A 26073-nucleotide genomic window follows, 5' to 3' on the forward strand; every position below is an offset into this window, starting at 1 on the left:
GAAAAGTAGCATAGTCGATAATTTGCCGCTTTAATGAGCGAATAAGGCCCATAATGTCACGCCATCCGGCGGATAAAAGAAAAAAGCCCGCGGTCATGATGACCGCGGGCTTTAATTTATCCTGAAAAATCAGACGATCAGGCCGTTTGGGTCTGGTTCATCAGTTCCTGGAAGTTTGTCGCTTTTTCGGTCACTTTGGCTTTTTCCAGCACGGCTTCCACCGCCTGTTCTTCCAGCGCCACGTTGCGCATGTTGTTCATCAGCTCGTTATTTTTGCTGTAGAACTCGATCACTTCAGCCGGATCTTCGTAGGCAGACGCCATCTCTTCGATCAGGGTCTTCACGCGATCTTCATCCGCTTTCAGCTCGTGGCTGCGGATAACTTCGCCCAGCAGCAGACCAACCACCACGCGGCGCTTAGCCTGCTCTTCGAACAGTTCGCGAGGCAGCTCAAGAGCCTGCTTCTCGTTACCGCCGAAGCGCTGTGCAGCCTGACGCTTCAGCACGTCGATTTCGCTGTCGATCAGGGCAGCCGGCACCTCGATGTCGTTAGCGCTGACCAGACCGTCGATAGCCTGAGTCTTCACACGGTTACGCACGGCGCCTTTCAGCTCGCGCTCCATGTTTTTACGCACTTCGGTACGCAGACCCGCTACGGAGCCATCTTCCACGCCGAAACGCTTGATGAACTCTTCGGTGAATTCCGGCAGCTCGCGCTCTTCAACTTTCTTCAGCACGATCTCGAACTTCGCCGCTTTCCCTTTCAGGTTTTCAGCGTGGTAGTCTTCCGGGAAGTTCACGTCGATAGTGAAGGTTTCGCCCGCTTTGTGGCCAACCACACCGTCTTCAAAGCCTGGGATCATACGACCCTGGCCCATCGCCAGTACGAAGTCGGACGCTTTGCCGCCTTCGAACTCTTCGCCGTCTACAGAGCCGGAGAAGTCGATGGTCACGCGATCTTCAGCTGCCGCTGCGCGATCGGTTTCTTTCCAGGTCGCCTGCTGCTTGCGCAGGGTATCCAGCATGGCATCGACGTCTTCGTCGGTCACGGAAACAACCGGTTTTTCAACTTCGATTGCTTCCAGGCCTTTCAGCTCGACTTCCGGATAGACTTCGAACTCTACGGAGAAAGTGAAGTCTTCGCCGGTTTTGTATTCGCCCGGCACGTAATTTGGCGCGCCAGCCGGATTGATTTTCTCTTTGATGATCGCATCAACAAAGTTGCGCTGCATCAGATCGCCCAGCACGTCCTGACGAACAGACGCGCCGTAACGCTGTGCAACCACGGTCATCGGCACTTTCCCTTTACGGAAACCGTCGATACGCACTTTTTTCGCTACGCTGACCAGCTCATTTTTCACCGCGTTTTCGATCACATCTTTAGCAACGGTAATCGTAACGCGACGGCCCAGGCCCTGAGTTGTTTCTACTGAAACTTGCATCTTATTACCTCAAAAAATCACGTGCTCGGTCAACTTCAGACTCGCTCTACCCGTCAGGGCAAAGTAAGACTAAGAACCGGGACGGCCTCTGATGTCAGAACCGCATTCCCTGTTGTCAGAAGCGTCCCGAAGACATTCGGAAAAACAGACGCAGCATTATAGCGGCAACGGCAAAGCGAGTCGAGGCTGCAACGCGCCGCCATTTTGTTAAGGTTCACGCTTTTTGCATCTGAAAGGAGTAAAAGAAAGGGTTAACGCGGTTTTTTCGACCAGAAACAACAAAGCGGCCCGCAGGCCGCTTCAGATTTTCAGAGATTGCCTCAGGCCAGCGTACCGGCACCGCGACAGTTGGGCGAAGCCGGAACCGTGTCCTGTAGCCCTACCCACTCTTTTTCGGTATAGGTATGCAGCGCCAGCGCGTGGACGCTTCCCGCCAGCTCGTCGGCCAGCACGCCATAAATGGCGCGATGCCGCATCAGAAAGCGCTGGTTAAGAAAGCTGTCGCTGACGATAACTATCTTGAAGTGACTTTCCGCCCCTGCAGGCACATTGTGACGATAGCTTTCGTCATGAACCTCCAGGTGCACGGGTGTAAATGCCGTTCTCAACTTTTCTTCTATTTGTTCGCGGATCATAACCACACTCCTCTACGACCTGATGCGCCCCATCTTATTCAATATTAGCCGGATTTCGCCGCCTGCCGATCCGTTTGCGGAAAAATATCCGCCGTTCAGGCGCGCTACTGTGCATTTTCTCGTTGGCGGCTGCAACTGTCCGCGCGCAGAAAGCGCGTCCGACCGCCCGGGTGAAAAGATAAGGTAATGAATTTGCGCGTCGCCGGGGCTTCCTCTTGCTACAGGCAATGTTATGATGACCTCGGTTTTGTCCGGACTACACCCCATAAAATCGAGAACATAAGCATGCTAAAAAAATTATTCTTCCCTCTGCTGGCGGTATTTATGCTGGCCGGCTGCGCCACCAACAGCACCACGCTGAACGTTTCGCCAGTCATCAAACTGCCGCAGCAGGATCCGAGCCTGATGGGCGTCACCGTCAGCATTAACGGTGCCGATCAGCGTAGCGATAAAGCGCTCGCCAAAGTGAACCGCGACGGCCAGCTGGTCACGCTGACCCCGTCCCGCGATCTGCGTTTCCTGCTTCAGGAAGTGCTGGAGAAACAAATGGGCGCGCGCGGCTATATGATCGGCCCGAACGGCGCGGTTGATTTGCAGATCGTGGTGAACAACCTTTATTCAGACGTTACCCAGGGCAACGTGCGCTACAGCATTACCACCAAGGCCGATATCTCTATTATTGCTACCGCAAAAAACGGCAACAAGCAGGTGAAAAACTACCGTCAGACCTACAGCGTCGAAGGCGCGTTTAACGCCACCAACGATAAGATCACCAACGCGGTCAACGCGACGCTGGGCGACGTCATCGACGATATGGCGCAGGACACCAGCATTCACGAGTTTATCAAGCAAAACGCCCGTTAATATAGCCTTGCCCGCCGCGCTGGCGGGCACTGTTTAAGGTTTGTATGCCCAGTCACTATCTGCAAATTTTCACCCGTCGTAACGCCGCCCTTCTGCTCCTGCTCGGTTTCTCTTCCGGTTTGCCGCTGGCGCTGACGTCCGGCACGTTACAGGCCTGGATGGCCGTAGAAAATGTCGACATTAAAACCATCGGCTTTTTTTCGCTGGTTGGGCAGGCGTACGTCTTTAAGTTTCTCTGGTCGCCGCTGATGGACCGCTATACGCCGCCGTTTTTAGGACGTCGGCGCGGCTGGCTGTTGGTGACCCAGCTGCTGCTGATCGTCGCTATTGCGCTGATGGGCTTTATGCAGCCGTCACGCGATCTGACGCTGCTCGCCTCGCTGGCGGTGCTGGTCGCCTTCTGTTCCGCCTCGCAGGATATTGTTTTTGACGCCTGGAAAACGGATATCCTGCCTGCCGAAGAGCGCGGCAGCGGCGCGGCAATCAGCGTGTTCGGCTACCGGCTGGCGATGCTGGTTTCCGGCGGGCTGGCGCTCTGGCTCGCCGACCGTTATCTGGGCTGGCAGGCCATCTGGTGGCTGATGGCCGCGATGATGGTGCCGGGCGTGATCGCCACGCTACTGGCGAAGGAACCGGATGAGGCAATAGTGCAGCCGCGCTCGCTGGAAGAAGCGGTGATTGCGCCGCTGCGCGATTTTTTCACCCGTAATAACGCCTGGCTGATCCTGTCGTTGATTGTCCTTTATAAGCTTGGCGACGCCTTTGCCGCCAGCCTGACCACTATCTTCCTTATTCGCGGCGTGGGCTTTGACGCAGGCGACGTGGGGCTGGTGAACAAAACGCTTGGTCTGTTCGCCACGATTATCGGCGCGCTGTTCGGCGGCGTACTGATGCAGCGGCTGAGCCTTTATCGCGCGCTGATGCTGTTTGGCATCCTACAGGCGCTGTCAAACCTGGCTTACTGGCTGCTGTCGGTGACCGACAAACACCTTTACAGCATGGCGGCGGCCGTCTTTGCAGAGAATCTGTGCGGCGGTATGGGCACGGCGGCCTTTGTCGCGCTGCTGATGACGCTGTGCAACAAGTCGTTTTCCGCCACGCAGTTCGCGCTGCTTTCTGCCCTGTCCGCCGTCGGTCGCGTCTATGTTGGGCCGGTCGCGGGCTGGTTTGTGGCAGGCTGGGGCTGGCCCGCGTTTTACGCCTTTTCCGTCGCGGCGGCGCTGCCGGGGCTGGTGCTGCTGGCGGGCTGTAAGCGCACGCTGGACAGGGCAGAGAAAACGCGCGAGTTCGCTCCCCGCGATCGTTGGCCACAGGCCTACCGCTGGGCTATCCGTCTGCTGCTGTTGGGCTGCGCGCTGGCGGGGATTGCGCTGGCGCTGCTGGCACTGGATGCCCTGGGCGTGGCGCATATCGACCATTTACTCGCAACGCTGTTTGTCGGCGCGGCGCTGCTGGGGTTGGCGGGCGTGATGCTGGGTTCGCTGCTCGATTATCTGGCGCAACGCAGCGCGCAGGACTAAGGTCATTTGCCGTCCGGCAATCGGACGGCGGTTCCTGTTGTCACCCGTCTGTACGGGCCGGGCCGGGCTTCACTCATTGATGTGCGTTTGCCATTGTCAACAACAATTGATAACCAGAGTGAATAGTGTGATAAACCTCACGTAACAAGCTCGCTCACCCGAGAAAGCGGATGCAGACCACCCCGGATTTAAGGCAAACTCAGTGCCGTCTGATTACATCGGGTTAGCATTGAAGAAGCCGGAATACATTAGCAGCGCTGTTCTGTGCACCCTTAACGGCTATTATTTATTGCCCATAGCAGAAAATAAGCTAACAGCAACGTAACAAACGCCCTTTTTTTTCGCTGTAAATAGCGGCAGTGGTGTAGGTAATTTAATCATTTTTTAACAATTCCACCGCTGCGCTTATTTTGCCTCGTCCGTTATTTCCTAAAGATTCTCGTCTTTACATTTACAATAAAACGAGAAAACACAACCGCTACGAAACTATTTTTGTTTATTTGACATAGATCAAATGCTACAGCTATGTTAAATAATTGAGTACCAATTTCGCTGTTTATAGCGACCCTGATTTCTGAAGGGGATTTTCCATCTGTTTTTGTTATATCACCCCCAAAGCCCTGCTATTATTCATATTTTGTCACCCTCCGAAACATGTGTGACAGTGTTTGCAAAAGGTGTCAACACCTCGCTGACACAAGCTGTTGCTGGTTTACAGTACTGAAACGTTCCCGTAAAATGCCGCCACACTTAAACGACAATAGAGCCCTTGTCATTGAGGTCGTTAAATGAGACTCAGGAAATACAATAAAAGTTTGGGGATTCTGTCATTAATCGCAGGCACTGTATTGTTAAGTGGCTGTGATAGTGCATTGTTGAGTCCCAAAGGACAGGTTGCAATGGAGCAACGTTCGCTGATACTGACAGCCTTCGGCTTGATGATGATCGTCGTTATTCCCGCAGTCCTGATGGCCGTGGTGTTCGCCTGGAAATATCGGGCATCGAATACCGAAGCAAAATACAGTCCAAACTGGTCACACTCGAATAAAGTGGAAGCCGTGGTATGGACTGTGCCCATCCTTATCATTCTCTTCCTTGGCGTCCTGACGTGGAAATCAACCCACGCGCTGGAACCAAGCAAACCGTTGGCTTCCAATGTGAAACCCATTGAGATTGATGTGGTGGCGCTGGACTGGAAATGGCTGTTTATCTACCCTGAACAGGGTATTGCAACCGTTAACCAGATTGCTTTCCCGGCCAACACGCCAGTGACCTTTAAGATCACTTCGAACTCCGTGATGAACTCCTTCTTCATTCCTACCCTCGGTAGCCAGATTTACGCTATGGCGGGTATGCAGACTCAGCTGAACCTGATCGCGAATGAGGCCGGCACGTTTGACGGTATCTCCTCTAACTTCAGCGGTCGCGGCTTCTCCGGCATGAAGTTCAAAGCTATCGCCACACCTGATAATGCAGCATTCGATCAGTGGGTAGCGAAAGCGAAAGAGTCTTCTAACCAGCTGATGACCATGGATGATTTCGAGAAACTGGCTGCGCCAAGCGAAAACCATCCGGTGGAGTTCTTCTCTACGGCGAATCCTGATTTGTTCAAGCAGGTTATTGGCAAATTCAAGATGAACCACGGGAATATGGCTATGTCCTCTGAGCATGAAGGCATGGACATGAACGACGCCTCTCACGCGGGAGCCGAGGAATAATACGATGTTGGGAAAATTAACCCTTGATGCTGTTCCGTACCATGAGCCGATTATCATGGTTACGGTTGCCGCCATCATTCTTGGTGGTCTGGCTGTTGCTGGAGCAATCACTTACTTCGGTAAGTGGCAATACCTGTGGACTGAATGGCTGACGTCAGTCGACCATAAAAAACTGGGTATCATGTATATCATCGTGGCTTTCGTCATGTTGCTGCGCGGCTTTGCCGATGCGGTCATGATGCGTAGCCAGCAGGTGATGGCCTCGATGGGCGATCCAGGCTTCCTGCCGCCTCATCACTACGACCAGATCTTCACCGCTCACGGCGTGATCATGATCTTCTTCGTAGCAATGCCGTTCGTTATCGGTCTGATGAACATTGCTGTTCCTTTGCAGATCGGCGCGCGCGACGTGGCCTTCCCGTTCCTGAACAACCTGAGCTTCTGGTTCACGGCTGTGGGCGTGGTGCTGGTTAACCTGTCACTGGGTGTGGGCGAGTTTGCTCAGACCGGCTGGCTGGCTTATCCACCGCTTTCCGGCGCGGAATACAGTCCGGGGGTCGGGGTCGACTACTGGATCTGGAGTCTGCAGCTCTCCGGTATCGGGACGACATTAACAGGTATTAACTTCTTCGTTACTATCCTGAGAATGCGCGCTCCGGGCATGACCATGTTCAAAATGCCTGTGTTTACCTGGGCATCCCTGTGTACTAACGTACTGATCATCGTCTCCTTCCCGGTTCTGACCGTGACGCTGGCGCTGCTGACCCTTGACCGTTATCTGGGCTTCCATTTCTTTACCAACGAAATGGGCGGCAACATGATGATGTACGTCAACCTGATTTGGGTCTGGGGACATCCGGAAGTTTATATCCTGGTTCTGCCTGTCTTCGGCGTGTTCTCCGAAGTGGTTGCAACCTTCTCGAAAAAACGCCTGTTTGGTTACACCTCGCTGGTTTGGGCAACGGTTGTTATCACCGTCCTTTCCTTCATCGTGTGGCTGCACCACTTCTTTACGATGGGTGCCGGTGCGAACGTTAACGCCTTCTTCGGTATCATGACGATGATTATCGCCATCCCGACCGGTGTTAAGATCTTCAACTGGCTGTTCACCATGTACCAGGGCCGCATTCAGATGCACTCTGCCATGCTGTGGACCGTAGGCTTCCTGGTCACCTTCTCTGTAGGTGGTATGACCGGTGTTCTGCTGGCGGTGCCGGGTGCTGACTTCGTTCTGCACAACAGTCTGTTCCTGATTGCCCACTTCCATAACGTTATTATCGGTGGTGTGGTATTCGGTTGCTTTGCTGGCGTGACTTACTGGTTCCCGAAAGCGTTCGGCTTCTGCCTGAACGAAAAATGGGGTATCCGCGCCTTCTGGTTCTGGATCATTGGTTTCTTTGTTGCCTTTATGCCGCTGTACGCGCTGGGCTTCATGGGTATGACCCGTCGTCTGAGCCAGAATATCGATCCTCAGTTCCACACTCTGCTGGTGGTTGCGGCAGTCGGTGCTGCGCTGATCGCTTGTGGCGTCCTGTGCCAGCTTACCCAGTTCTGGGTATCTGTACGTGACCGCGAGCAGCTGCGCGACCTGACCGGTGACCCGTGGGGCGGTCGTACGCTGGAGTGGGCAACCTCTTCACCACCACCGTTCTACAACTTTGCTGAAGTGCCTGTTATCCACGAGCGCGATGCGTTCTGGGAAATGAAAGAGAAAGGCGAAGCGTACAAACGTCCTGCTAAGTATGAAGAGATCCACATGCCGAAAAACAGCGGCGCGGGTCTGGTCATCGGTCTGTTCAGCATGGTGTTTGGTTTTGCCGCTATCTGGCACATCTGGTGGCTGGCTGGTCTCACCTTCCTCGGCATGATCCTTACCTGGATTATCAAGAGCTTCGACGATGACGTGGATTACTACGTTCCCGTTGCCGAGATCGAAAAAATCGAGAATCAGCACTTTGACGAAATTAGCAAAGCAGGTCTGAAAAATGTCAACTGAAACTCTGACTAAGCACCACGACGCCCATGCGGAGCATGGGCATCACGATGCAGGAGCCAATAAGCTGTTTGGCTTCTGGATCTACCTGATGAGCGACTGCATCATCTTCGCCACGCTGTTCGCGACCTATGCTGTTATGGTCAACAACACCGCTGGCGGCCCGTCAGGGAAAGATATTTTTGAATTACCGTTTGTTCTGGTTGAAACCGCCCTGCTGCTGTTCAGCTCCATTACCTACGGCTTTGCCGTTATCAGCATGGAAAAAGGGACTAAGTCTGCCGTTCTCGGCTGGCTGGGCCTGACCTTCCTGTTTGGTCTTGGCTTTATCGGGATGGAAATCTATGAGTTCCATCACCTGATTACCGAAGGCTTTGGTCCGCAGCGCAGCGGCTTCCTGTCGGCGTTCTTCACGCTGGTAGGTACGCACGGTCTGCACGTGACGTCAGGTCTGATCTGGATGCTGGTGCTGATGTATCAGGTTGCCACTAAGGGCCTGACCTCCACCAACCACACCCGCGTGATGTGCCTGAGCATGTTCTGGCACTTCCTGGACGTTGTCTGGATCTGCGTATTTACCATTGTTTATCTGCTGGGGGCCATGTAATGAGCAAGACATTAAGCGATCATGGTACCTCTCACGGTAACGTGAAGACTTATATGATCGGCTTTATTCTGTCGATCATTCTGACTGCGATTCCATTCTGGATCGTCATGGAAGGCGGCGCGTCTAAAACGACGATGCTGGCCGTGGTGGTGATTGCAGCCGTGGTACAGGTGCTGGTGCATCTTTATTACTTCCTGCACCTCAGCACGTCTACCGATCAGCGTTGGAATCTGGTGGCGATAGTGTTTTCCGCCGTCATCATTCTGATTGTCGTAGTGGGCTCTATATGGATTATGTGGAACCTCAATTACAACATGATGGTCCGTTAAAGAGTCGCCTGTGATGATTAAGCAATACCTGCAAGTAACGAAACCAGGAATTATTTTCGGGAATTTAATTTCTGTCATCGGGGGATTTCTGCTGGCTTCTAAAGGCAGCATCGACTATTCCCTGTTTCTCACCACCTTAGTCGGCGTCTCGCTGGTGGTCGCATCGGGTTGTGTTTATAACAACTTTATTGACCGCGACATCGACGTAAAAATGGAGAGAACCAGAAACCGTGTGCTGGTAAAAGGCCTCATTTCTCCGACAGTCTCTCTGGTTTATGCAACCGTTCTGGGTATTGCTGGATTCGCGTTGCTGTATCTCGGAGCAAACCCGCTGGCCATGTGGCTGGCGGTGATGGGCTTTGTGGTTTACGTCGGTATTTACAGCCTCTATATGAAGCGTAAATCCGTCTACGGCACGCTGATTGGTAGCCTTTCCGGCGCTGCGCCGCCGGTTATCGGCTACTGTGCCGTCAGCAACCAGTTCGACGCTGGCGCGCTGATCCTGTTGGCTATCTTTAGCCTGTGGCAGATGCCGCATTCCTATGCGATTGCTATCTTCCGCTTTAAAGATTACCAGGCAGCGAATATCCCGGTTCTGCCGGTGGTAAAAGGCATCTCCGTGGCGAAAAACCATATCACGCTGTATATCCTGGCGTTTATGGTTGCGACACTGATGCTGACGCTGGTGGGCTACGCGGGCTACAAATATCTGGTGGTCGCCGCCGCCGTGAGCGTATGGTGGCTGGGAATGGCGCTTTCGGGCTATAAGACGCAGAACGATCGCGTCTGGGCACGCAAGCTGTTCGTTTTCTCCATCGTCGCCATCACCGCGCTAAGCGTGATGATGTCGGTTGACTTTATGACGCCGGCCTCAAAGGATTTACTGACTTACGTCTGGTAACTTCCACCTCCTCCGAAGGGCGCGATTATCGCGCCCTTTCTTTTTGTTACCACTTCTCGTTAATAATAATTTTACCCACCTTTCCCAACGCCTTAAAATATGCTCACCAGATAAACTGAGGTAGTAATGAACGATAATAAAATGACTCCGGTCGAACTGCGTGCGACATGGGGTTTGGGAACGGTATTCTCCCTGCGTATGCTGGGCATGTTTATGGTTCTGCCCGTCCTGACCACTTACGGCATGGCATTACAGGGAGCCAGCGAAGCGCTGATAGGTCTTGCTATCGGCATCTACGGTTTGGCACAGGCCGTGTTTCAAATTCCTTTTGGTCTGCTTTCCGACCGTATCGGCCGCAAGCCGCTGATTGTCGGCGGACTACTGATTTTCGTGCTCGGCAGCGTGATTGCCGCCAGCACCAACTCTATTTGGGGTGTGATCCTGGGCCGCGCTTTACAGGGTTCCGGCGCGATTGCGGCGGCGGTAATGGCTCTGCTTTCCGACCTGACGCGCGAGCAGAACCGCACCAAAGCAATGGCCTTTATCGGTATCAGCTTCGGCGTTACCTTTGCGATTGCGATGGTGCTTGGGCCGATTGTGACCCATGCGCTTGGTCTGCATGCGCTGTTCTGGATGATTGCGCTGCTGGCGTCCAGCGGCATTGTGATCACGCTGCTGGTGGTGCCTTCTGCCTCTAACCATATGCTTAACCGCGAATCCGGCATTGTTAAGGGCAGCTTCCGCGCGGTGCTGGCCAACAGCCGCCTGGTCAAGCTGAACTTCGGCATTATGTGCCTGCATATTCTGCTGATGTCCAGCTTCGTGGCGCTGCCCGGCGAGTTCGAGCAGGCTGGCTTCCCGGCGGAGCAGCACTGGAAAGTCTATCTGGTCACCATGCTGATCGCTTTCTGCGGCGTGATCCCGTTTATTATCTATGCGGAAGTGAAGCGCCAGATGAAGCGGGTATTTATCGCCTGCGTGGCGATTATCCTGATCGCAGAAATCGTGCTCTGGGGCGCGGGCAACCACTTCTGGACGCAGGTCTTAGGCGTGCAGCTGTTCTTTATCGGCTTTAACCTGATGGAGGCGATTTTGCCTTCGCTGGTCAGTAAAGAATCGCCACCGGGCTATAAGGGCACCGCGATGGGCGTCTACTCCACCAGCCAGTTTATTGGCGTGGCGATCGGCGGTAGCCTGGGCGGCTGGCTGTATGGCCACTTCGATGCCTCCACCGTCTTTGTGGTCGGCGCTTTTATCGCCGTAGTCTGGCTGCTGGTGAGCTGCACCATGCAGGAGCCGCCGTACGTCAGCAGCCTGCGTATCGTGCTGCACGATGATATTACCGACACCGCCGCGCTGGAAAAACGCCTGAGGGCGCAGCCTGGCGTCGCCGCCGTCTTTATCGTGCCGGAAGAGCGAAGCGCCTACGTGAAGATTGACAGCAAAGTCACCAATCGCCCCGAGCTGGAAGCGCTGGTCGGCAGCTGCTGATTATCTGTTAATGGGGCCTGTCGCCCCATTATTTCCGGCCTCGCTCCCCGCCCTCCCCTCTTTGTCGCGCTGCGTAATGCCGTGATAACGCCTTTACGATGACAAAGTCTGGCGGAAGCGGTGGAATTCAGGCGGGGAAAACTGAATAAAAGGGCGATGCATCGCCCTTTTACTATTAATCGCGGAAGTTTTTAAACTGGAAAGGCTGCCCCAGGTCGCCGCCGCGCACCAGCGCCATCGCGCCCTGAAGATCGTCACGGGACTTACCGGTCACGCGCACTTCTTCACCCTGCACCTGAGACTGCACTTTCAGCTTGCTGTCTTTGATCAGCTTGACGATTTTTTTCGCCACGTCAGACGGGATGCCTTTTTTCAGTTTGACTTCCACGCTCCAGCTTTTGCCGCTGTGCTCAATCTCTTCCGGCACTTCCAGCGCGCCGCCTTCAATGCTGCGCTTGAGCAGTTTCTCGCGCAGAATATCGATCAGCTGCTTCACCTGAAAATCAGACTCGCTCAGCACCTTGATCGTTTCGTTTTTCTCGTTCAGCTCATAACTGGCCGTCACGTTGCGAAAATCGAAACGGGTGGAAATTTCACGGTTGGCGTTTTCAACGGCGTTGCGCACTTCCTGCAGGTCGATTTCAGATACGATATCGAATGATGGCATGATTTTTTCTCCTGATTCTGTTGTGACAGGCATAATACCGACTTAGCATCAGTAAAAAAACCATCGGCATGGAAAGCTATAATAAGAACAGCTCTGCCAGCGCGGCCTTCGGCCCGGCAGAATTAATCCAACCCGCTGCGGAGAGGAAGAATGAAGATTACCGTATTGGGATGCGGCGCTTTAGGGCAGATCTGGCTGGCTGCGCTGGACGCTCAGGGCAATGAGGTGCAGGGGTGGCTACGCGTACCGCAGCCTTATTGCTCGGTCAACGTGGTGGATCTTGAGGGCAACATAAGTAACAAAACCTTTATTGCCAACGACCCTGCTTTTTTAGCGGAAAGCGACCTGCTGCTGGTAACGCTGAAAGCGTGGCAGGTATCCGAAGCGGTAAAAAATTTGCGGTTTATTCTGCGTGAAGACTGCCCGATCCTGCTGCTGCATAATGGCATGGGCACGCTTGACGAGCTTAAAATGCTCACGCAGCCGCTGCTGCGCGGGATCACGACCCATGCGGCAAAGCGCGACGGCACCATGGTTATCCATGTTGCTTCCGGCATTACCCACATCGGCCCGACTTCTCCGGACGGCGCCATGCTCAGCAGGCTGGCAGAAACGCTGCAACAGGCGCTGCCGGACGTCGCCTGGCATAACAATGTCTCCTCCGCCGCCTGGCAAAAGCTGGCCGTAAACTGCGTGATCAATCCGCTGACGGTTCAGTATGACTGCACCAACGGCGAGCTGCTTAACCATCCGCAGGAGGTGGCCCTGCTCTGCGATGAAGTGGCGATGGTTATGGAGCGTGAAGGTGAACATACCTCTCGCGAGGCGCTGCTGGACTACGTGAAAGAGATTATTACCGCGACCGCCGCCAATACCTCTTCCATGCTGCAGGATATCCGCGCGCAGCGGCGTACGGAGATTGACTATATTACCGGCTACGTTATCCGTCGTGCGCGGGCGCAGGGGCTGACCACGCCGGAAAACAGCCGACTTTATGAAATGATTAAGCGTAAGGAACAAGATTATGAGCGCGAGCGTACTGGTTTGCCTGGCACCTGGCAGTGAAGAAACCGAAGCCGTTACCACTATCGATCTGCTGGTGCGCGCGGGCTTCACGCTCACTACCGCCAGCGTAACGGATGACGGCAGCAAAGAAATCCGCTGTTCGCGCGGCGTACGGCTGTTAACCGATGCCACGCTGGTTGAGGTAGCCGACAACGATTTTGCCGCCATCGTGCTGCCCGGCGGCCTGAAAGGCGCGGAAGCCTTTCGCGACAGCCCGCTGCTGGTGGAAACGGTGCGGCAGTTTCACCAGTCCGGCCGTATTGTCGCGGCGATCTGCGCAGCGGCCGGCACGGTGCTGGTGCCGCATAAGCTGTTTCCGATTGCCAATATGACCGGCTTTCCCGGCCTCAAGGAGACTATTCCCGAAAGCCAGTGGATGGATAAACGCGTGGTTTGGGATCGCCGCTTCAATCTGCTCACCAGCCAGGCGCCCGGCACCGCGATCGACTTTGCCCTGAAGCTGATCGATCTGTTGGCAGGTAAAGAGAAAGCGCATGAGGTGGCGCAGCAGCTGGTGCCGGCGGCGGGTATTTTTGACTATCGGGAATGGGTGGAATAGATCCGGCCTGCGCGACTACCCGTTTGAGCGGCGTCGCTGACGGGCAAAGGCCTGCTGGCGACAGAGAAGCAGCCAGGCCAGCGCTTTAGCCGGTAACCTGTTGCGAACAAAAGCGGAGTTAAGAGATAAAAAAGGCGCTGAAGCCAGCGCCTTTTACCTTTCCGCTTACGGACGGTAAACCTTAACGTTTTTAAAGCCCTGCTCGTGTAAATAGAGCGCCTGCAAACGGCTCATTACGCCCCGATCGCAGTAAAGCAGCCAGGTTTTGCTCTGATCGAGATCGCCGAACTGGGTGCTGAGTTTATAGAACGGCATGCCTTTTACCTCAACGCCTTCCAGCTCCAGCGGCTTGTCATCCTGCTCGTCAGGCGAGCGGATATCCAGCACCACGTCGTTGTCGCCAAACGACACCACGGTTTCGACTTCCACCACTTCCTGCTCGGTCTCTTCCGCAATCTGACGGATATCGACATTGGTGGCTTCTTCGATAGCTTTCTCCAGCACGGCAAAATCAAAGTTCTGCTCTTCCGCTTCGATTTTCGCCTTTACCGCTTTTACCGTTGGGCTTTTCGAGATCACGCCGCAATACTCCGGCATGGTGCGGGCAAAATCTTCCGTGCCGATATGGCGCGCCAGCTTGATGATGTGCTCTTTGTCATGCGAAATCAGCGGGCGCAGGATCAGCGTATCGGAAGCGTTGTCGATCAGCCGCAGGTTAGTCAGCGTCTGGCTGGAGACCTGGCCCAGCGCTTCGCCGGTCACCAGCGCCTGCACGCCGTAGCGCTCGGCGATAGTCGAGGCCGCACGCACCATCATGCGTTTCAGCACCACGCCCATCTGGCCGTCGTCCACTTTTTCCAGAATCTCGCCAACCACCGGCTCGAAGTTGATAGCCACGAAGCGCACCTTGTGCGAGCGGCCAAAACGGTTCCACAGATAATGCGCCACCTGACGCACGCCGATTTCATGCGCCGCGCCGCCAAGGTTAAAGAAGCAGTAGTGCACGCGGCAGCCGCGACGCATCAGCATATAGCTGGACACGCCGGAGTCGAAGCCGCCGGAGATCAGCGACAGCACGTCTTCCTGGCTGCCGATAGGGAAACCGCCGATGCCTTCATAGCGTCCGGTGATCAGCAGCAGGCGATCGTCTTCGATCTCCAGGTTGACCGTGACCTGCGGATGGTTCAGCTTGACCTGCGCGCTCTGGACGTGCTGATTCAGCCCGCCGCCTACATAGCGCTCAACGTCCTGCGAGCTGAACTCATGCTTGCCGCGACGCTTGACGCGTACGGAGAAGGTTTTGCCTTCGATACGCTCGCGGTTCATCGCCAGCGTCTGCTCAAAAATGTTGTGCAGATCGGTATAGCCGCGCTCTTCGACTTCCAGCACGTGATGAATACCGGGAATGCGCGACAGTTCGTCAATAATATAGCCGCGCTGGCTTTCGTTTTTGGAACGGACTTCGATATGGTCCCAGTGGCGCACCACGGCCAGCGTCTCGTCGCACTGTTTCAATACGTTACGAATGTTCGTCGTTAACATTTTGATAAAACGCAGGCGAACGGACTGGCTTTTAATGGTGATTTCAGGGAATAATTTAATGATAAACTTCATGGTGGCACGGGCTCAACGGGCAATTAAGTGCTGAAATGGAGCGCACTTAGCTGGTAAAATCAGAGAATTGCAAAGTAGCTTACGCCCTTCACATCCAGGGGAGATGAGTGTATCACATCTGCCCGGCGACTGCTTCTTCAACAGCGCCCGGAATCATTATTTTGCTAATCAATTTGAGTCGGCTACCATGAGTGACCTGACAGACTAAAACATCACCGAGCAACCGTTATTATGCCGAAAAAAGCCGAACAGCCCGCCAGTTTTGAAACCTCGCTTGCCCAGCTGGAGCAAATTGTCTCCCGTCTTGAAAGCGGCGAGCTGCCGCTGGAAGAGGCGCTCAACGAATTTGAACGCGGCGTGCAGCTGGCGCGAGCGGGCCAGCAGAAACTGCAGCAGGCGGAACAGCGTGTGCAAATCCTGCTTAACGACGACAAAAATGGCGACCTTCAGCCCTTCACGCCGGAAAACGACTGATGGATTTTAGCGCTCTTCTTACCGCGCATCACGCGCGCGTCAACCAAGCTTTACAACGCTTTATTACCGCGCTGCCCTTTCAGCAGTCTCCGCTGGTGAATGCCATGGAGTACGGCGCGCTGCTCGGCGGCAAGCGCCTGCGCCCGTTTCTGGTGTATGCTACCGGCAAAATGCTTCATGCTGACGATGCCGCGCTGGATGCGCCCGCTGCGGCGGTCGAGTGCATTCATGCCTACTCGCTGATCCATGACGATCTGCCTGCGATGGACGATGACAGCCTGCGTCGCGGCCAGCCGACCTGCCATATTAAATTCAGCGAAGATACGGCTATTTTGGCCGGTGACGCGCTACAAACGCTGGCCTTCACTATACTTGCCGATACGCCTTTGCCTGGCGTAACGGCAGAGTACCGTATTGCGATGATTTCCGAGCTGGCGCAGGCCAGCGGCGTTGCGGGCATGTGCGGCGGCCAGGCGCTGGATCTGGCGGCGGAAGGCCAGCAGGTCGGTCTGCGCGAGCTTGAGCAAATTCACCGTTATAAAACCGGCGCGCTGATCCGTTGCGCGGTTCGCCTGGGCGCTTTGACCGCCGGCGACAGAGGACGCGACGCGCTGCCCGCGCTCGATCGCTATGCCGAAGCCATCGGCCTGGCGTTTCAGGTGCAGGACGATATTCTGGATGTGGTGGGCGACACCGCCATCATCGGCAAACGGCAGGGAGCCGATCAGCAGTTAGGAAAAAGTACCTACCCGGCGTTGATGGGACTTGAGCGCGCGCGGGCAAAAGCGTGGGAGCTCTGTCAGGAGTCGCTCAGCGCACTGGAAATACTTGCCGCGCAAGGCTTTGACACAGCATCACTACAGCTGCTTGCAAGTTACATAATTGAACGCAATAAATAACTTTCACAATGAGTCTCTGATGAGTTTTGATACTGCAAAATATCCAACGCTGGCGCAGGCCGCTTCGGTACAAGAACTACGTTCGCTTCCTAAAGAGAGCCTGCCAAAACTCTGTGATGAGCTACGACAGTATTTACTCGACAGCGTCAGCCGCTCCAGCGGCCACTTTGCCTCCGGACTGGGCGTGGTAGAGCTGACCGTTGCCCTGCACTATGTCTATAACACGCCTTTTGATCATTTGATTTGGGACGTGGGTCACCAGGCCTATCCGCATAAAATTCTGACCGGCCGCCGCGATCGTATTGGCACTATCCGTCAGAAAAACGGCCTGCATCCGTTCCCATGGCGCGACGAAAGCGAATATGACGTGCTGAACGTCGGCCACTCCAGTACCTCGATCAGCGCCGGACTGGGCATGGCCGTTGCCGCAGAGAAAGAAGGCAAAGGCCGCCGCACCGCCTGCGTGATCGGCGACGGCGCCATCACGGCGGGCATGGCGTTTGAGGCGATGAACCACGCGGGCGATATCAAATCCGATCTGCTGGTCGTGCTGAACGACAACGAGATGTCGATTTCGGAAAACGTCGGCGCGCTGAACAACCGCCTGGCGCAAATCCTTTCCGGTAAAACCTACTCGAAGCTGCGCGAAGGCGGCAAAAAAGTGCTGACCGGCCTGCCGCCGATCAAAGAGCTGGTCAGACGCACCGAAGAGCATCTGAAAGGTATGGTGGTGCCCGGCACGCTGTTTGAAGAGCTGGGCTTTAACTATATTGGCCCGGTCGACGGCCACGACGTGCTGACGCTGGTGCAGACGCTGAAAAACATGCGCGATCTGAAAGGCCCGCAGTTCCTGCATATCATGACCAAAAAAGGCAAAGGCTACGCCCCTGCGGAGAAAGATCCGATTAGCTGGCACGCCGTACCGAAATTCGATCCGGCCAGCGGCCTGCTGCCGAAAGCGATCGAAGGTCTGCCGAGCTACTCGAAGATTTTCGGCCAGTGGCTGAGCGAAACCGCCGCCGATGACAACAAGCTGATGGCCGTTACGCCTGCCATGCGTGAAGGCTCCGGCATGGTCAGCTTTTCGCGCGACTATCCGGCGCAATATTTTGACGTGGCGATTGCCGAACAGCACGCCGTCACCTTTGCCGCCGGACTGGCGATTGGCGGCTATAAGCCCGTGGTCGCCATTTACTCGACGTTTTTGCAGCGCGCCTACGATCAGCTGATCCACGACGTAGCGATCCAGAAGCTGCCGGTGCTGTTTGCTATCGATCGCGGCGGCATCGTTGGCGCGGACGGTCAGACGCACCAGGGCGCTTTTGATATCTCATTCCTGCGCTGCATTCCGAATATGGTGATCATGACGCCAAGCGACGAGAACGAATGCCGTCAGATGCTCTATACCGGCTATCACTATAGCGCTGGCCCAAGCGCGGTACGCTATCCTCGCGGCACCGGAACCGGCGCGGAGCTGCAGCTGTTGCAGTCGCTGCCGCTGGGCAAAGGCGTGGTGAAACGCGAAGGCGAGAAGCTGGCAATCCTGAACTTCGGCACGCTGCTGCCGGAAGCCGCCGCCGTCGCGGAATCGCTGAACGCCACGCTGGTGGATATGCGCTTTGTGAAGCCGCTGGACGAGGCGCTGATCGTTGAGCTGGCCGCCAGCCACGAGGCGCTGATCACGCTGGAAGAAGGCGCGATTAAAGGCGGCGCGGGCAGCGGCGTGATTGAAGCGCTGATGGCGAAACGCGTGCTGGTGCCGGTGCTGAATATCGGCCTGCCGGATGAGTTTATTCCGCAGGGCACCCAGGAAGAGATCCGCCACGATTATCAGCTGGACGCCGAAGGCATCGAACAGCAGATTAAGCGCTGGCTGGCGCTGTAATACCGCACGAGGCTCCCCTTCCGGGGAGCCTGTACCTGCTATGCTTAGGCCTTTGCGCCTTTTTAACATCAGCAGGAGCACGCATGAAAACCCTTCCGTTAGGCAATACCGATCTTACCGTTTCCCGTTTGTGCCTGGGCTGTATGACCTATGGCGAACCCGATCGCGGGCGCCACGCCTGGACACTGCCTGAAGAGAGCAGCCGTCCGCTGATCAAACAGGCGCTGGACGCGGGCATTAACTTCTTCGATACCGCCAACAGCTATTCCGACGGCAGCAGTGAAGAAATCGTGGGACGTGCATTGAAAGACTACGCGCGCCGCGAAGATATCGTGCTGGCGACCAAAGTTTACTTTCCGATGAGTAATCTTGCCGGCGGCCTTTCACGCGCCAGCATTATGCAGTCCATTGATGACAGTCTGACGCGCCTGGGCACCGACTACGTGGATTTATTGCAGATCCACCGCTGGGATTACAACACGCCGCTGGAAGAGACGCTGGAGGCGCTGCACGACGTGGTGAAGGCCGGGAAAGCGCGCTATATCGGCGCGTCTTCTATGTATGCCTGGCAGTTCGCCAAGGCGCTCTACACGGCGGATCGTCACGGCTGGACAAGGTTTGTCAGCATGCAGGATCAGTACAATCTGATCCAACGTGAGGAGGAGCGCGAAATGCACCCGCTCTGCCAGGCAGAAAATATCGCCGTGCTGCCGTGGAGCCCGCTGGCGCGCGGTCGCCTGACCCGTCCGTGGGGTGAAACCACCGCGCGTACCGCTTCCGACGAATACGGCAGCACGCTGTATGCCAGAAGCGAAGAGAACGACGGCGTGATTGCGCAGCGCGTGGCGGCTATTGCCGAAGCTCGCGGTGTGAGCCGTGCACAGATAGCGCTGGCATGGCTGTTGGCAAAACCGGTGGTCACCTCGCCGATTATCGGCGCTTCACGCGCAGAGCAGCTGGCCGATCTGGTAAAAGCAGTGGATATTGAGCTGACGCAGGAAGAGATCGCGGAACTGGAAAGCGTTTATCAGCCGCATCACGTGGTGGGATTTGAATAAGCCGCGCCGCTGTTGCGCCAGGACTAAAGCATAAAGCAAAGAGGCCAGCTATGCTGGCCTCTCTTTTTTACGCGGCTTGCTACAGCGCCAGATGGTGCCCGGCATAATAGAGAATACCGGCGGAAATAATGCCGGCGACAATATCATCTATCATAATGCCCATGCCGCCATGGACGTTGCGGTCAAACCAGCGGATCGGCCACGGCTTCCACATATCCAGGATGCGGAAAATCACGAATCCGGCCAGCACCCACTGCCAGCTGTTCACCGGGATCGCCATCAGCGTGATCCACATACCGATAAACTCGTCCCAGACGATGCTGCCGTGGTCGTGCAGGCCCATATCTTTCGCGGTGCGATGGCAGAGATAAACGCCGATGCAGATGCCGAACATCACCAGCAGAGAGTAGATATCCGGCGGCAGAAACGACATCAGATACCAGAAAGGAATAGCCGCCAGCGATCCCATGGTACCGGGCACCACCGGACTTAATCCGCTGCCAAAACCGGTTGCCAGCAGGTGCCAGGGATTGCTCATCTTCAGGCGTTTTTTCGCCTCGTGCTTATCCAAAGTGATCAAATCCTTTCAGTTTGCGCTCGACGGGCCGGTTGTTTTCCAGCAGTACCAGCCCTTCTGACTGCGGCGCCAGCTGGCCTACACAGGTAAAAGGCACGCCATAATGCCCCAGCGCCACGTCCAGCGCGCCGCGATTGATTTCCGGGACGGTAAAGCAGAGTTCGTAGTCTTCACCGCCGCTCAGCGCCCAGCTGATTGCCTGCTCCGGGTCAAAATGGCTTTTCATCACCCCGGAAAGCGGCAGCGCATCCAGATGCAGACGAGCGCCGCAGCCGCTGGCTTTCAGGATATGCCCCAAATCGGAGATCAGCCCGTCGGAGATATCGATAGCGGCGCTGGCCAGGTCGCGCAGCGCCTGCCCTTGCAGAATGCGCGGCATCGGGCGCAAGTGGCGTTTGATTAAGGTTTCATGCGCGGCGGGATCGTTAATTTTGATATGGTGCTGCAACAGCGCCAGGCCTGCCGCGCTGTCGCCCAGCGTGCCGGTAACGTAAATCCAGTCGCCGGGCTTTGCGCCAGACCGCTTCAACGCCCTGCCCTGCGGCACCAGGCCGTGAATGCTCAGCGTCATGCTCAGCGGGCCGCGCGTGGTATCGCCGCCGATCAGCTGCATATTGTAATAATCCAGCAGTTCGAACAGGCTGTCGCTGAACTCTTTCAGCCAGGCTTCGTTTACCTCGGGCAGCGTCAGCGCCAGCGTCAGCCAGGCGGGATCGGCGCCCATTGCCGCCAAATCGCTGAGATTGACCGCCAGCGCTTTATAACCGAGATCGGCGGGATGGATGTCACGCAAAAAGTGTACGCCCGCTACCAGCGTATCGGTGCTGATCGCCAGCGTCTGTTTTTCGGGCAGGTTAAGCAGGGCGCAGTCATCGCCAATGCCTTTTTCCACATCACGACGAGAGCTAGTTATGCGATCAAAATAGCGCGTGATAAGTTCAAATTCGCCACATGCCATAATGCTTTCCAGCAGAAAAAAGGAAGAAGGCCGGATAAGACCGGCCTGAGAGGATTACTTCTTGTTGGGGCGGATATGCGGAGCGGCTTTATCCAGCACGCCGTTAACGAACTTGTGGCTGTCTTCAGCGCCAAACACTTTCGCCAGCTCAATCCCCTCGTTAATAGCCACTTTGTAGGGAACGTCGGAGCGCTTGCTCAGCTCGTACAGCGAAATGCGCAGAATCGCCTTCTCCACCTGACCCAGCTCTTCCAGCTGGCGGGAAAGGTAAGGCTTCATCAGGCCGTCAAGGTACGCGCTGTTGGTCGCAACGCCGCCCAGCAGCTCGCGGAAATAGCTGATATCAACGTCTTTGACGTCTTGCTCCGCCAGAAACTGGTATTCGACATCAGAGATGTCGTTCTTTGACAACTGCCAGGAGTAAAGCGCCTGGACAGCACATTCACGGGCGCGGCGACGAGCAGCAGGTTTCACAAAATTCCCCTTAAAATCAGGCTTTGATGGCTTTCAATACGTTAATCATTTCAAGTGCGGTCAGAGCGGCTTCCGCCCCTTTGTTACCCGCTTTGGTTCCGGCGCGCTCAATGGCCTGCTCGATGTTTTCCGTCGTCAGAACACCAAAGGCAACCGGAATATCGCTGTTCATAGCGACGCTGGCCAGGCCAGAACTGGCTTCGCCAGCAACATATTCGAAGTGGGCGGTGCCACCGCGGATCACGGTGCCCAGTGCCACAACCGCGTCGTATTTGCCGGCGTTCGCCAGCGCACGCGCCGTCATTGGCATTTCATAGGCGCCCGGCACCCAGATAACGGTGATGTTTTCATCTTTTACCTGGCCGATACGCTTCAGCGCATCAAGGGCACCGCTCAGCAGGCTGTCGTTGATAAAATTGTTGAAACGCGCAATAACAATGGCCACGCGCGCGTCAGGAGTAGCAACAGCAGCTTCAATAACGTTCATAATCTTCCTTTCAGGGTTTGTTATGGCCCCGCAGGGGGGCGGATTCTATCATACTCTTTAACGCTCTGCTTCCGCTTTTCTGCAGAGCGCTATCGCGGCGTCAGCGTCAGGCGCAAATCTGGCCCAACCTGACGACTATCGCTGAATATAAACGTCGGCGCTTCAGCAAGTTGTGCTAAAGCGGGCAGATGGCACAAACCGCGTGCCGCATCGCCCAATAATTTCGGCGCAAGATAAACGATCAGCTCATCAACCACGCCCGCGCTCAGCAGCGCACCGGAAAGCGCAGCGCCTGCTTCTACCCAGACGCTGTTGATCTGGCGGCGTCCCAGCAGCATCAGCAGGGAAACCAGATCGGTTTGCCCATTGAGGCGCGGCACGCAAAATTGTTGCACGTTATCCGGCCAGCTTAGCCCGTCGGGCTGCTGACGCGCCAGCCAGGTTTCCCCCGGCTGGGAAATCAGCCGATGCTGCGGCGTAACGCGATTGTGGCTGTCGATAACCACTCTGACCGGCTGGCGTAAATCCTGCTGCGCATAGATTGCGCGCACGTCCTGGTTCAGCTCGTACCAGCGCACGGTCAGCGAGGGATCGTCCGCCCGCACCGTCGCGCTGGTGGTCAGGATCGCGGCGCTTTGCGCCCGCAGGCGCTGCACGTCGCGTCGCGCCTCTGGCGAGGTGATCCACTGGCTTTCGCCGCTTGCCATTGCCGTACGGCCATCCAGCGACGCGCCCAGCTTCAGCTGCACCCAGGGAAAGCCGGTGCGCATCCGCTTCAGAAAGCCGCGATTCAGCGCTTCCGCTTCCTGCATCATCAGCCCGTGGCTGACCTCGATACCGGCCTGCTGCAAGCGGTAAAGGCCGCGCCCCGCCACTTCCGGGTTGGGATCCTGCATGGCGGCGACGACTCGGGCTACGCCTGCGGCAATCAACGCCTCACAGCATGGCGGCGTGCGGCCATGGTGGCTACAGGGCTCCAGCGTGACGTAAGCCGTCGCGCCGCGCGCCTTTTCGCCAGCCATACGCAGAGCGTGAACTTCAGCATGGGGTTCGCCTGCGCGAAAATGGTAGCCTTCGCCGACAATCTCCCCGTCGCGTACAATAACGCAGCCTACGTTCGGATTGGGCGTTGTGGTAAAGCGTCCGCGCCTGGCCAGTTCAAGCGCGCGGGCCATATAGATTTCATCCATGCCTTAATCCTGTAAGCGGGCGATCTCTTCGCCGAATTCGCGGATATCTTCAAAGCTGCGGTAAACCGAGGCGAAGCGAATATAGGCCACCTTATCCAGCTTTTTCAGCTCGTCCATCACCAGATTGCCGATCATCTTGCTGGGTACTTCCCGTTCGCCGGTGGAGCGCAGCTTGCTTTTGATATGGCTGACGGCGTTTTCAACGTCGTCCGAGCTGACCGGCCGCTTCTCCAGCGCCTTCATGATGCCGCTGCACAGCTTGTCTTCATTGAAGGGCTCACGGATATCATTGCTTTTCACCACGCGCGGCATCACCAGCTCGGCCACTTCAAAAGTGGTGAAGCGTTCATGGCACACCAGGCACTGACGGCGACGGCGCACCGAGGTTCCTTCCCCCACAAGGCGGGAATCGATAACTTTGGTATCCACAGCAGAACAGAACGGGCAATGCATGATAATTCCTGGATCCTGGAAAAGTGAACACAGTGTAGCGCGAAGTGGCGAGCAACAAAATATCGGGTTGCCCTTCTTTCCCCCGCCGTATCGCTTTGTCTGGCATCTGACCAGGTATCTCCTCGTTCTTCCGCTATAATGAGAGAACGCTCAGGCGTAACTTTTTTAAAAACAAGGATTAGCCGGAGGAAATATGGGTTTATTTAACTTTGTAAAAGAAGCTGGCGAGAAGCTGTGGGATTCCGTAAGCGGCGCTGGTGAAGACCAGAGCGCGAAGCTGAAAGAATATATCCACAAGCTGGGCCTGCCGGGCAGCGACAAGGTGGACGTTAAAGTGGATGGCGATAAGGCCAGCATCAGCGGCGACAGCATTTCGCAAGAGCTGAAGGAAAAAATCCTGGTAGCGGCCGGTAACGTAGCCGGTATCACCCACGTTGAGGATAATGTGAAGGTGGCTGAAACCGCGACCGAAGCAAAATTCTATACGGTGAAGAAAGGCGACACGCTGAGCGCTATCTCGAAAGAAGTGTATGGCGATCCGAACAAGTACAATCAAATCTTTGAGGCTAACAAGCCGATGCTCTCCGATCCGAACAAGATCTATCCGGGTCAGACCTTACGCATTCCTCAGTAGGCAATTATGGCCGGATACCTGAAAAAGGCCTCGCTGCTGCCGCTGGTTGTTTTGCTGGCAAGCTGCGCCTCACCGCAGCAGCCGCAGATCAACAAGCTGCATAACCAGGTGGGCAAGCTCAACAATGAGATGCAGCAGCTTACCGAGCAGGCAACGGCGCTGACGCGGCAGAATATGCTTAACGGCAATTCTACCCAGGGCGCCTGGCTGCTGCCGGCCACCAATACGGCCGTGCCGCTGCAAAGCCAGCTGGGCGAGGTGAAGCTGTCGCTGAGCCATATAGAAAATGAAGCCAACGGCACGCGGGCGATGCTGCATATTCGCTCTGCCGGCGACAACAATCTGCCTGCGTTCAGCGCAACGGTAGAATGGGGCGAGCTGGATCCGACTACCGGCAAACCGCTACAGGTAAACAGCCAGAGCCAGACCTTCAGCGTGGCGGCCTCGTTGCTGCCTCGTAGCGAAGTCACGGTGCCGCTGCGCCTGAGCAATCTGCCGCCGGAACAGCTGGGTTATGTCCGGGTTCACGACGTTGTGGCCCAGACGAAACCATAAAAAAAGCGCCGCAGATGCGGCGCTTTTTATTTAACAGCGGAAAGCTTAAGGCAGAATCGAAGGCTGATCGGCGCCCTCTTTCTCTACTTTCTGCTGGATCAGATGCTCGCGTTTCATCCCCAGTTTCAGCGCCAGCGCCGAGGCCACGTAGATAGATGAAATTGTCCCGATGGACACGCCGATTAGCATGGTCAGCGAGAAGCCTTCCAGCAGCGCGCCGCCAAAGATAAACAGCATCAGCACCACCACCAGCGTGGTGGCGGAGGTCATAATGGTACGGCTCAGCGTCTGCGTCAGCGAGACGTTGAAGATTTCGTAAGGCGTACCGCGACGGATCTTGCGGAAGTTCTCACGAATACGGTCCGATACCACGATGCTGTCGTTCAGCGAGTAACCGATAACCGACATCAGCGACGCAATAATGGTCAAATCAATCTCAATATGGAACAGAGAAAGAATGCCCATGGTGATAATCACGTCATGCGCCAGCGCCAGCACGGCGCCTAACGCCAGTCGCCACTCGAAGCGGAAACCGACGTAAACCAGGATGGCTATCAGCGCCACCAGCAGCGCCATGCCGCCGGTCTGCGCCAGATCGCTGCCCACGCTTGGGCCAACAAACTCAATGCGCTTCACGGTGCCGTTTTGCGCCGTCGCCTGATTGATAATGCTGACGACCTTGTTGCCCAGCTCCTGGCCCGCGTTGCCTTCGTGCGGCGACATACGCACCAGCACGTCGCGGCTGCTGCCGAAGTTCTGCACCTGCGGATCGGTAAAGCCCGCTTTCTCCAGCGCGCCGCGCAGGTTATCCAGCTCGGCCGGTTTCTCCAGGGTAATTTCAATCACCGTACCGCCGGTGAAATCCAGACCCCAGTTAAACCCTTTCAGGCCCATGATCGCAAATGAGGCGATCAGCAGCAGGCCGGAAAGAGTAAAGGCCAGCTTGTCCCAGCGCATAAAGTCATGGACTTTACGGCCGTAGTTCAGTTGTTCAACGCTATAGTCCTGTGCCACAACGCACTCC

The 26073-nt window shown here is 55.9% G+C and carries 27 protein-coding genes; 16 read left to right on the forward strand and 11 right to left on the reverse strand.

The features are described from left to right. Window positions 1-137 precede the first annotated feature (137 nt). The gene (tig, locus tag ACMGEE_RS07375; RefSeq protein ID WP_253455053.1) at window positions 138-1442 is read right to left on the reverse strand and encodes a trigger factor; all 1305 of its coding nucleotides are present in this window, start codon (window positions 1440-1442) and stop codon (window positions 138-140) included. Window positions 1443-1762: 320 nt separating this feature from the next. Further along, complete coding sequence (bolA, locus tag ACMGEE_RS07380; protein ID WP_253455054.1) at window positions 1763-2077, reverse strand: transcriptional regulator BolA; 315 nt, start codon at window positions 2075-2077, stop codon at window positions 1763-1765. Between the two features lie 285 nt (window positions 2078-2362). On the opposite strand from bolA, the gene ACMGEE_RS07385 reads away from it, so the two are divergent. The 8 genes from ACMGEE_RS07385 to ACMGEE_RS07420 all read left to right on the forward strand — a co-directional run bounded on the left by ACMGEE_RS07385 (window position 2363) and on the right by ACMGEE_RS07420 (window position 11500). Next, window positions 2363-2941, forward strand: a complete 579-nt coding sequence (locus tag ACMGEE_RS07385) for a lipoprotein (protein WP_253455055.1) — start codon at window positions 2363-2365, stop codon at window positions 2939-2941. Between the two features lie 44 nt (window positions 2942-2985). Then, a complete protein-coding gene (ampG, locus tag ACMGEE_RS07390) occupies window positions 2986-4461 on the forward strand; it encodes a muropeptide MFS transporter AmpG (protein ID WP_436829846.1) in 1476 nt (491 codons plus the stop codon). Window positions 4462-5249: 788 nt separating this feature from the next. Beyond that, the gene (cyoA, locus tag ACMGEE_RS07395; RefSeq protein WP_125288424.1) at window positions 5250-6179 is read left to right on the forward strand and encodes a cytochrome o ubiquinol oxidase subunit II; all 930 of its coding nucleotides are present in this window, start codon (window positions 5250-5252) and stop codon (window positions 6177-6179) included. A gap of 4 nt (window positions 6180-6183) precedes the next feature. Then, window positions 6184-8175, forward strand: a complete 1992-nt coding sequence (gene cyoB, locus ACMGEE_RS07400) for a cytochrome o ubiquinol oxidase subunit I (protein WP_253455059.1) — start codon at window positions 6184-6186, stop codon at window positions 8173-8175. Next, window positions 8165-8779 (forward strand): cytochrome o ubiquinol oxidase subunit III, encoded by a 615-nt coding sequence (locus ACMGEE_RS07405; RefSeq protein ID WP_253455061.1) that lies wholly within the window; start codon window positions 8165-8167, stop codon window positions 8777-8779. Before cyoB ends, ACMGEE_RS07405 begins: the two co-directional genes overlap by 11 nt. After that, a complete protein-coding gene (locus ACMGEE_RS07410) occupies window positions 8779-9108 on the forward strand; it encodes a cytochrome o ubiquinol oxidase subunit IV (protein ID WP_125288421.1) in 330 nt (109 codons plus the stop codon). The genes ACMGEE_RS07405 and ACMGEE_RS07410 overlap by 1 nt, the downstream gene beginning before the upstream one ends. A gap of 13 nt (window positions 9109-9121) precedes the next feature. Continuing rightward, window positions 9122-10009 carry a heme o synthase gene (gene cyoE / locus ACMGEE_RS07415; RefSeq protein ID WP_125288628.1) on the forward strand — a complete coding sequence of 296 codons (888 nt, stop codon included), beginning with the start codon at window positions 9122-9124 and terminating at the stop codon, window positions 10007-10009. A gap of 126 nt (window positions 10010-10135) precedes the next feature. Continuing rightward, window positions 10136-11500, forward strand: a complete 1365-nt coding sequence (locus ACMGEE_RS07420) for an MFS transporter (protein WP_253455063.1) — start codon at window positions 10136-10138, stop codon at window positions 11498-11500. Window positions 11501-11675: 175 nt separating this feature from the next. On the opposite strand, the gene ACMGEE_RS07425 is transcribed toward ACMGEE_RS07420, so the two are convergent. Then, a complete protein-coding gene (locus ACMGEE_RS07425) occupies window positions 11676-12167 on the reverse strand; it encodes a YajQ family cyclic di-GMP-binding protein (RefSeq protein WP_301252322.1) in 492 nt (163 codons plus the stop codon). Window positions 12168-12317: 150 nt separating this feature from the next. On the opposite strand from ACMGEE_RS07425, the gene panE reads away from it, so the two are divergent. Both panE and yajL read left to right on the forward strand, forming a co-directional pair. Continuing rightward, a complete protein-coding gene (gene panE / locus ACMGEE_RS07430) occupies window positions 12318-13232 on the forward strand; it encodes a 2-dehydropantoate 2-reductase (RefSeq protein WP_369896324.1) in 915 nt (304 codons plus the stop codon). Further along, on the forward strand, window positions 13192-13791 hold the full coding sequence (gene yajL / locus ACMGEE_RS07435) for a protein deglycase YajL (protein WP_436829847.1): 600 nt from the start codon (window positions 13192-13194) through the stop codon (window positions 13789-13791). The genes panE and yajL overlap by 41 nt, the downstream gene beginning before the upstream one ends. 165 nt (window positions 13792-13956) lie before the next feature. On the opposite strand, the gene thiI is transcribed toward yajL, so the two are convergent. After that, window positions 13957-15405 carry a tRNA uracil 4-sulfurtransferase ThiI gene (gene thiI / locus ACMGEE_RS07440; RefSeq protein WP_125288416.1) on the reverse strand — a complete coding sequence of 483 codons (1449 nt, stop codon included), beginning with the start codon at window positions 15403-15405 and terminating at the stop codon, window positions 13957-13959. A 231-nt stretch (window positions 15406-15636) separates the two neighbouring features. Between thiI and xseB the strand changes: the two genes are divergently transcribed. The 4 genes from xseB to ACMGEE_RS07460 all read left to right on the forward strand — a co-directional run bounded on the left by xseB (window position 15637) and on the right by ACMGEE_RS07460 (window position 19721). Beyond that, complete coding sequence (gene xseB, locus ACMGEE_RS07445; protein WP_125288415.1) at window positions 15637-15879, forward strand: exodeoxyribonuclease VII small subunit; 243 nt, start codon at window positions 15637-15639, stop codon at window positions 15877-15879. After that, entirely contained in the window at window positions 15879-16778 is a 900-nt protein-coding gene (gene ispA / locus ACMGEE_RS07450) for a (2E,6E)-farnesyl diphosphate synthase (RefSeq protein WP_301252319.1), read from the forward strand. Before xseB ends, ispA begins: the two co-directional genes overlap by 1 nt. Window positions 16779-16797: 19 nt before the next feature. After that, on the forward strand, window positions 16798-18663 hold the full coding sequence (dxs, locus tag ACMGEE_RS07455) for a 1-deoxy-D-xylulose-5-phosphate synthase (protein WP_436829848.1): 1866 nt from the start codon (window positions 16798-16800) through the stop codon (window positions 18661-18663). A gap of 83 nt (window positions 18664-18746) precedes the next feature. Continuing rightward, complete coding sequence (locus ACMGEE_RS07460; RefSeq protein WP_436829849.1) at window positions 18747-19721, forward strand: aldo/keto reductase; 975 nt, start codon at window positions 18747-18749, stop codon at window positions 19719-19721. Between the two features lie 79 nt (window positions 19722-19800). On the opposite strand, the gene pgpA is transcribed toward ACMGEE_RS07460, so the two are convergent. From pgpA to nrdR, 6 genes are all read right to left on the reverse strand, one after another. Beyond that, a complete protein-coding gene (gene pgpA, locus ACMGEE_RS07465; RefSeq protein WP_369896327.1) occupies window positions 19801-20292 on the reverse strand; it encodes a phosphatidylglycerophosphatase A in 492 nt (163 codons plus the stop codon). Continuing rightward, complete coding sequence (gene thiL / locus ACMGEE_RS07470) at window positions 20285-21256, reverse strand: thiamine-phosphate kinase (protein WP_436829850.1); 972 nt, start codon at window positions 21254-21256, stop codon at window positions 20285-20287. The genes pgpA and thiL overlap by 8 nt, the downstream gene beginning before the upstream one ends. A 54-nt stretch (window positions 21257-21310) precedes the next feature. Beyond that, window positions 21311-21730: a transcription antitermination factor NusB gene (gene nusB / locus ACMGEE_RS07475; RefSeq protein ID WP_125288408.1), complete on the reverse strand. Its 420-nt coding sequence runs from the start codon at window positions 21728-21730 to the stop codon at window positions 21311-21313. 16 nt (window positions 21731-21746) lie between these two features. Then, window positions 21747-22217, reverse strand: a complete 471-nt coding sequence (gene ribH / locus ACMGEE_RS07480) for a 6,7-dimethyl-8-ribityllumazine synthase (RefSeq protein WP_125288407.1) — start codon at window positions 22215-22217, stop codon at window positions 21747-21749. Window positions 22218-22306: 89 nt separating this feature from the next. Then, on the reverse strand, window positions 22307-23407 hold the full coding sequence (ribD, locus tag ACMGEE_RS07485) for a bifunctional diaminohydroxyphosphoribosylaminopyrimidine deaminase/5-amino-6-(5-phosphoribosylamino)uracil reductase RibD (RefSeq protein WP_436829851.1): 1101 nt from the start codon (window positions 23405-23407) through the stop codon (window positions 22307-22309). A 3-nt stretch (window positions 23408-23410) separates the two neighbouring features. Continuing rightward, window positions 23411-23860, reverse strand: coding sequence for a transcriptional regulator NrdR (nrdR, locus tag ACMGEE_RS07490; RefSeq protein ID WP_125288405.1), 450 nt, complete (start codon window positions 23858-23860; stop codon window positions 23411-23413). A gap of 193 nt (window positions 23861-24053) precedes the next feature. On the opposite strand from nrdR, the gene lysM reads away from it, so the two are divergent. Both lysM and ACMGEE_RS07500 read left to right on the forward strand, forming a co-directional pair. Beyond that, window positions 24054-24494, forward strand: a complete 441-nt coding sequence (gene lysM, locus ACMGEE_RS07495) for a peptidoglycan-binding protein LysM (RefSeq protein ID WP_125288404.1) — start codon at window positions 24054-24056, stop codon at window positions 24492-24494. A gap of 6 nt (window positions 24495-24500) precedes the next feature. After that, window positions 24501-25049, forward strand: coding sequence for a SadB/YajI family lipoprotein (locus ACMGEE_RS07500; RefSeq protein WP_253455076.1), 549 nt, complete (start codon window positions 24501-24503; stop codon window positions 25047-25049). A 45-nt stretch (window positions 25050-25094) separates the two neighbouring features. Here the strand turns inward: ACMGEE_RS07500 and secF are convergent, their stop codons facing one another. Further along, window positions 25095-26063 carry a protein translocase subunit SecF gene (secF, locus tag ACMGEE_RS07505; protein WP_125288402.1) on the reverse strand — a complete coding sequence of 323 codons (969 nt, stop codon included), beginning with the start codon at window positions 26061-26063 and terminating at the stop codon, window positions 25095-25097. Between the last annotated feature and the right edge of the window lie 10 nt (window positions 26064-26073).

The sequence above is a fragment of the Erwinia artemisiae genome, assembly GCF_051400835.1.
GTDB classification, from domain to species: Bacteria; Pseudomonadota; Gammaproteobacteria; order Enterobacterales; family Enterobacteriaceae; genus Erwinia; species Erwinia aeris.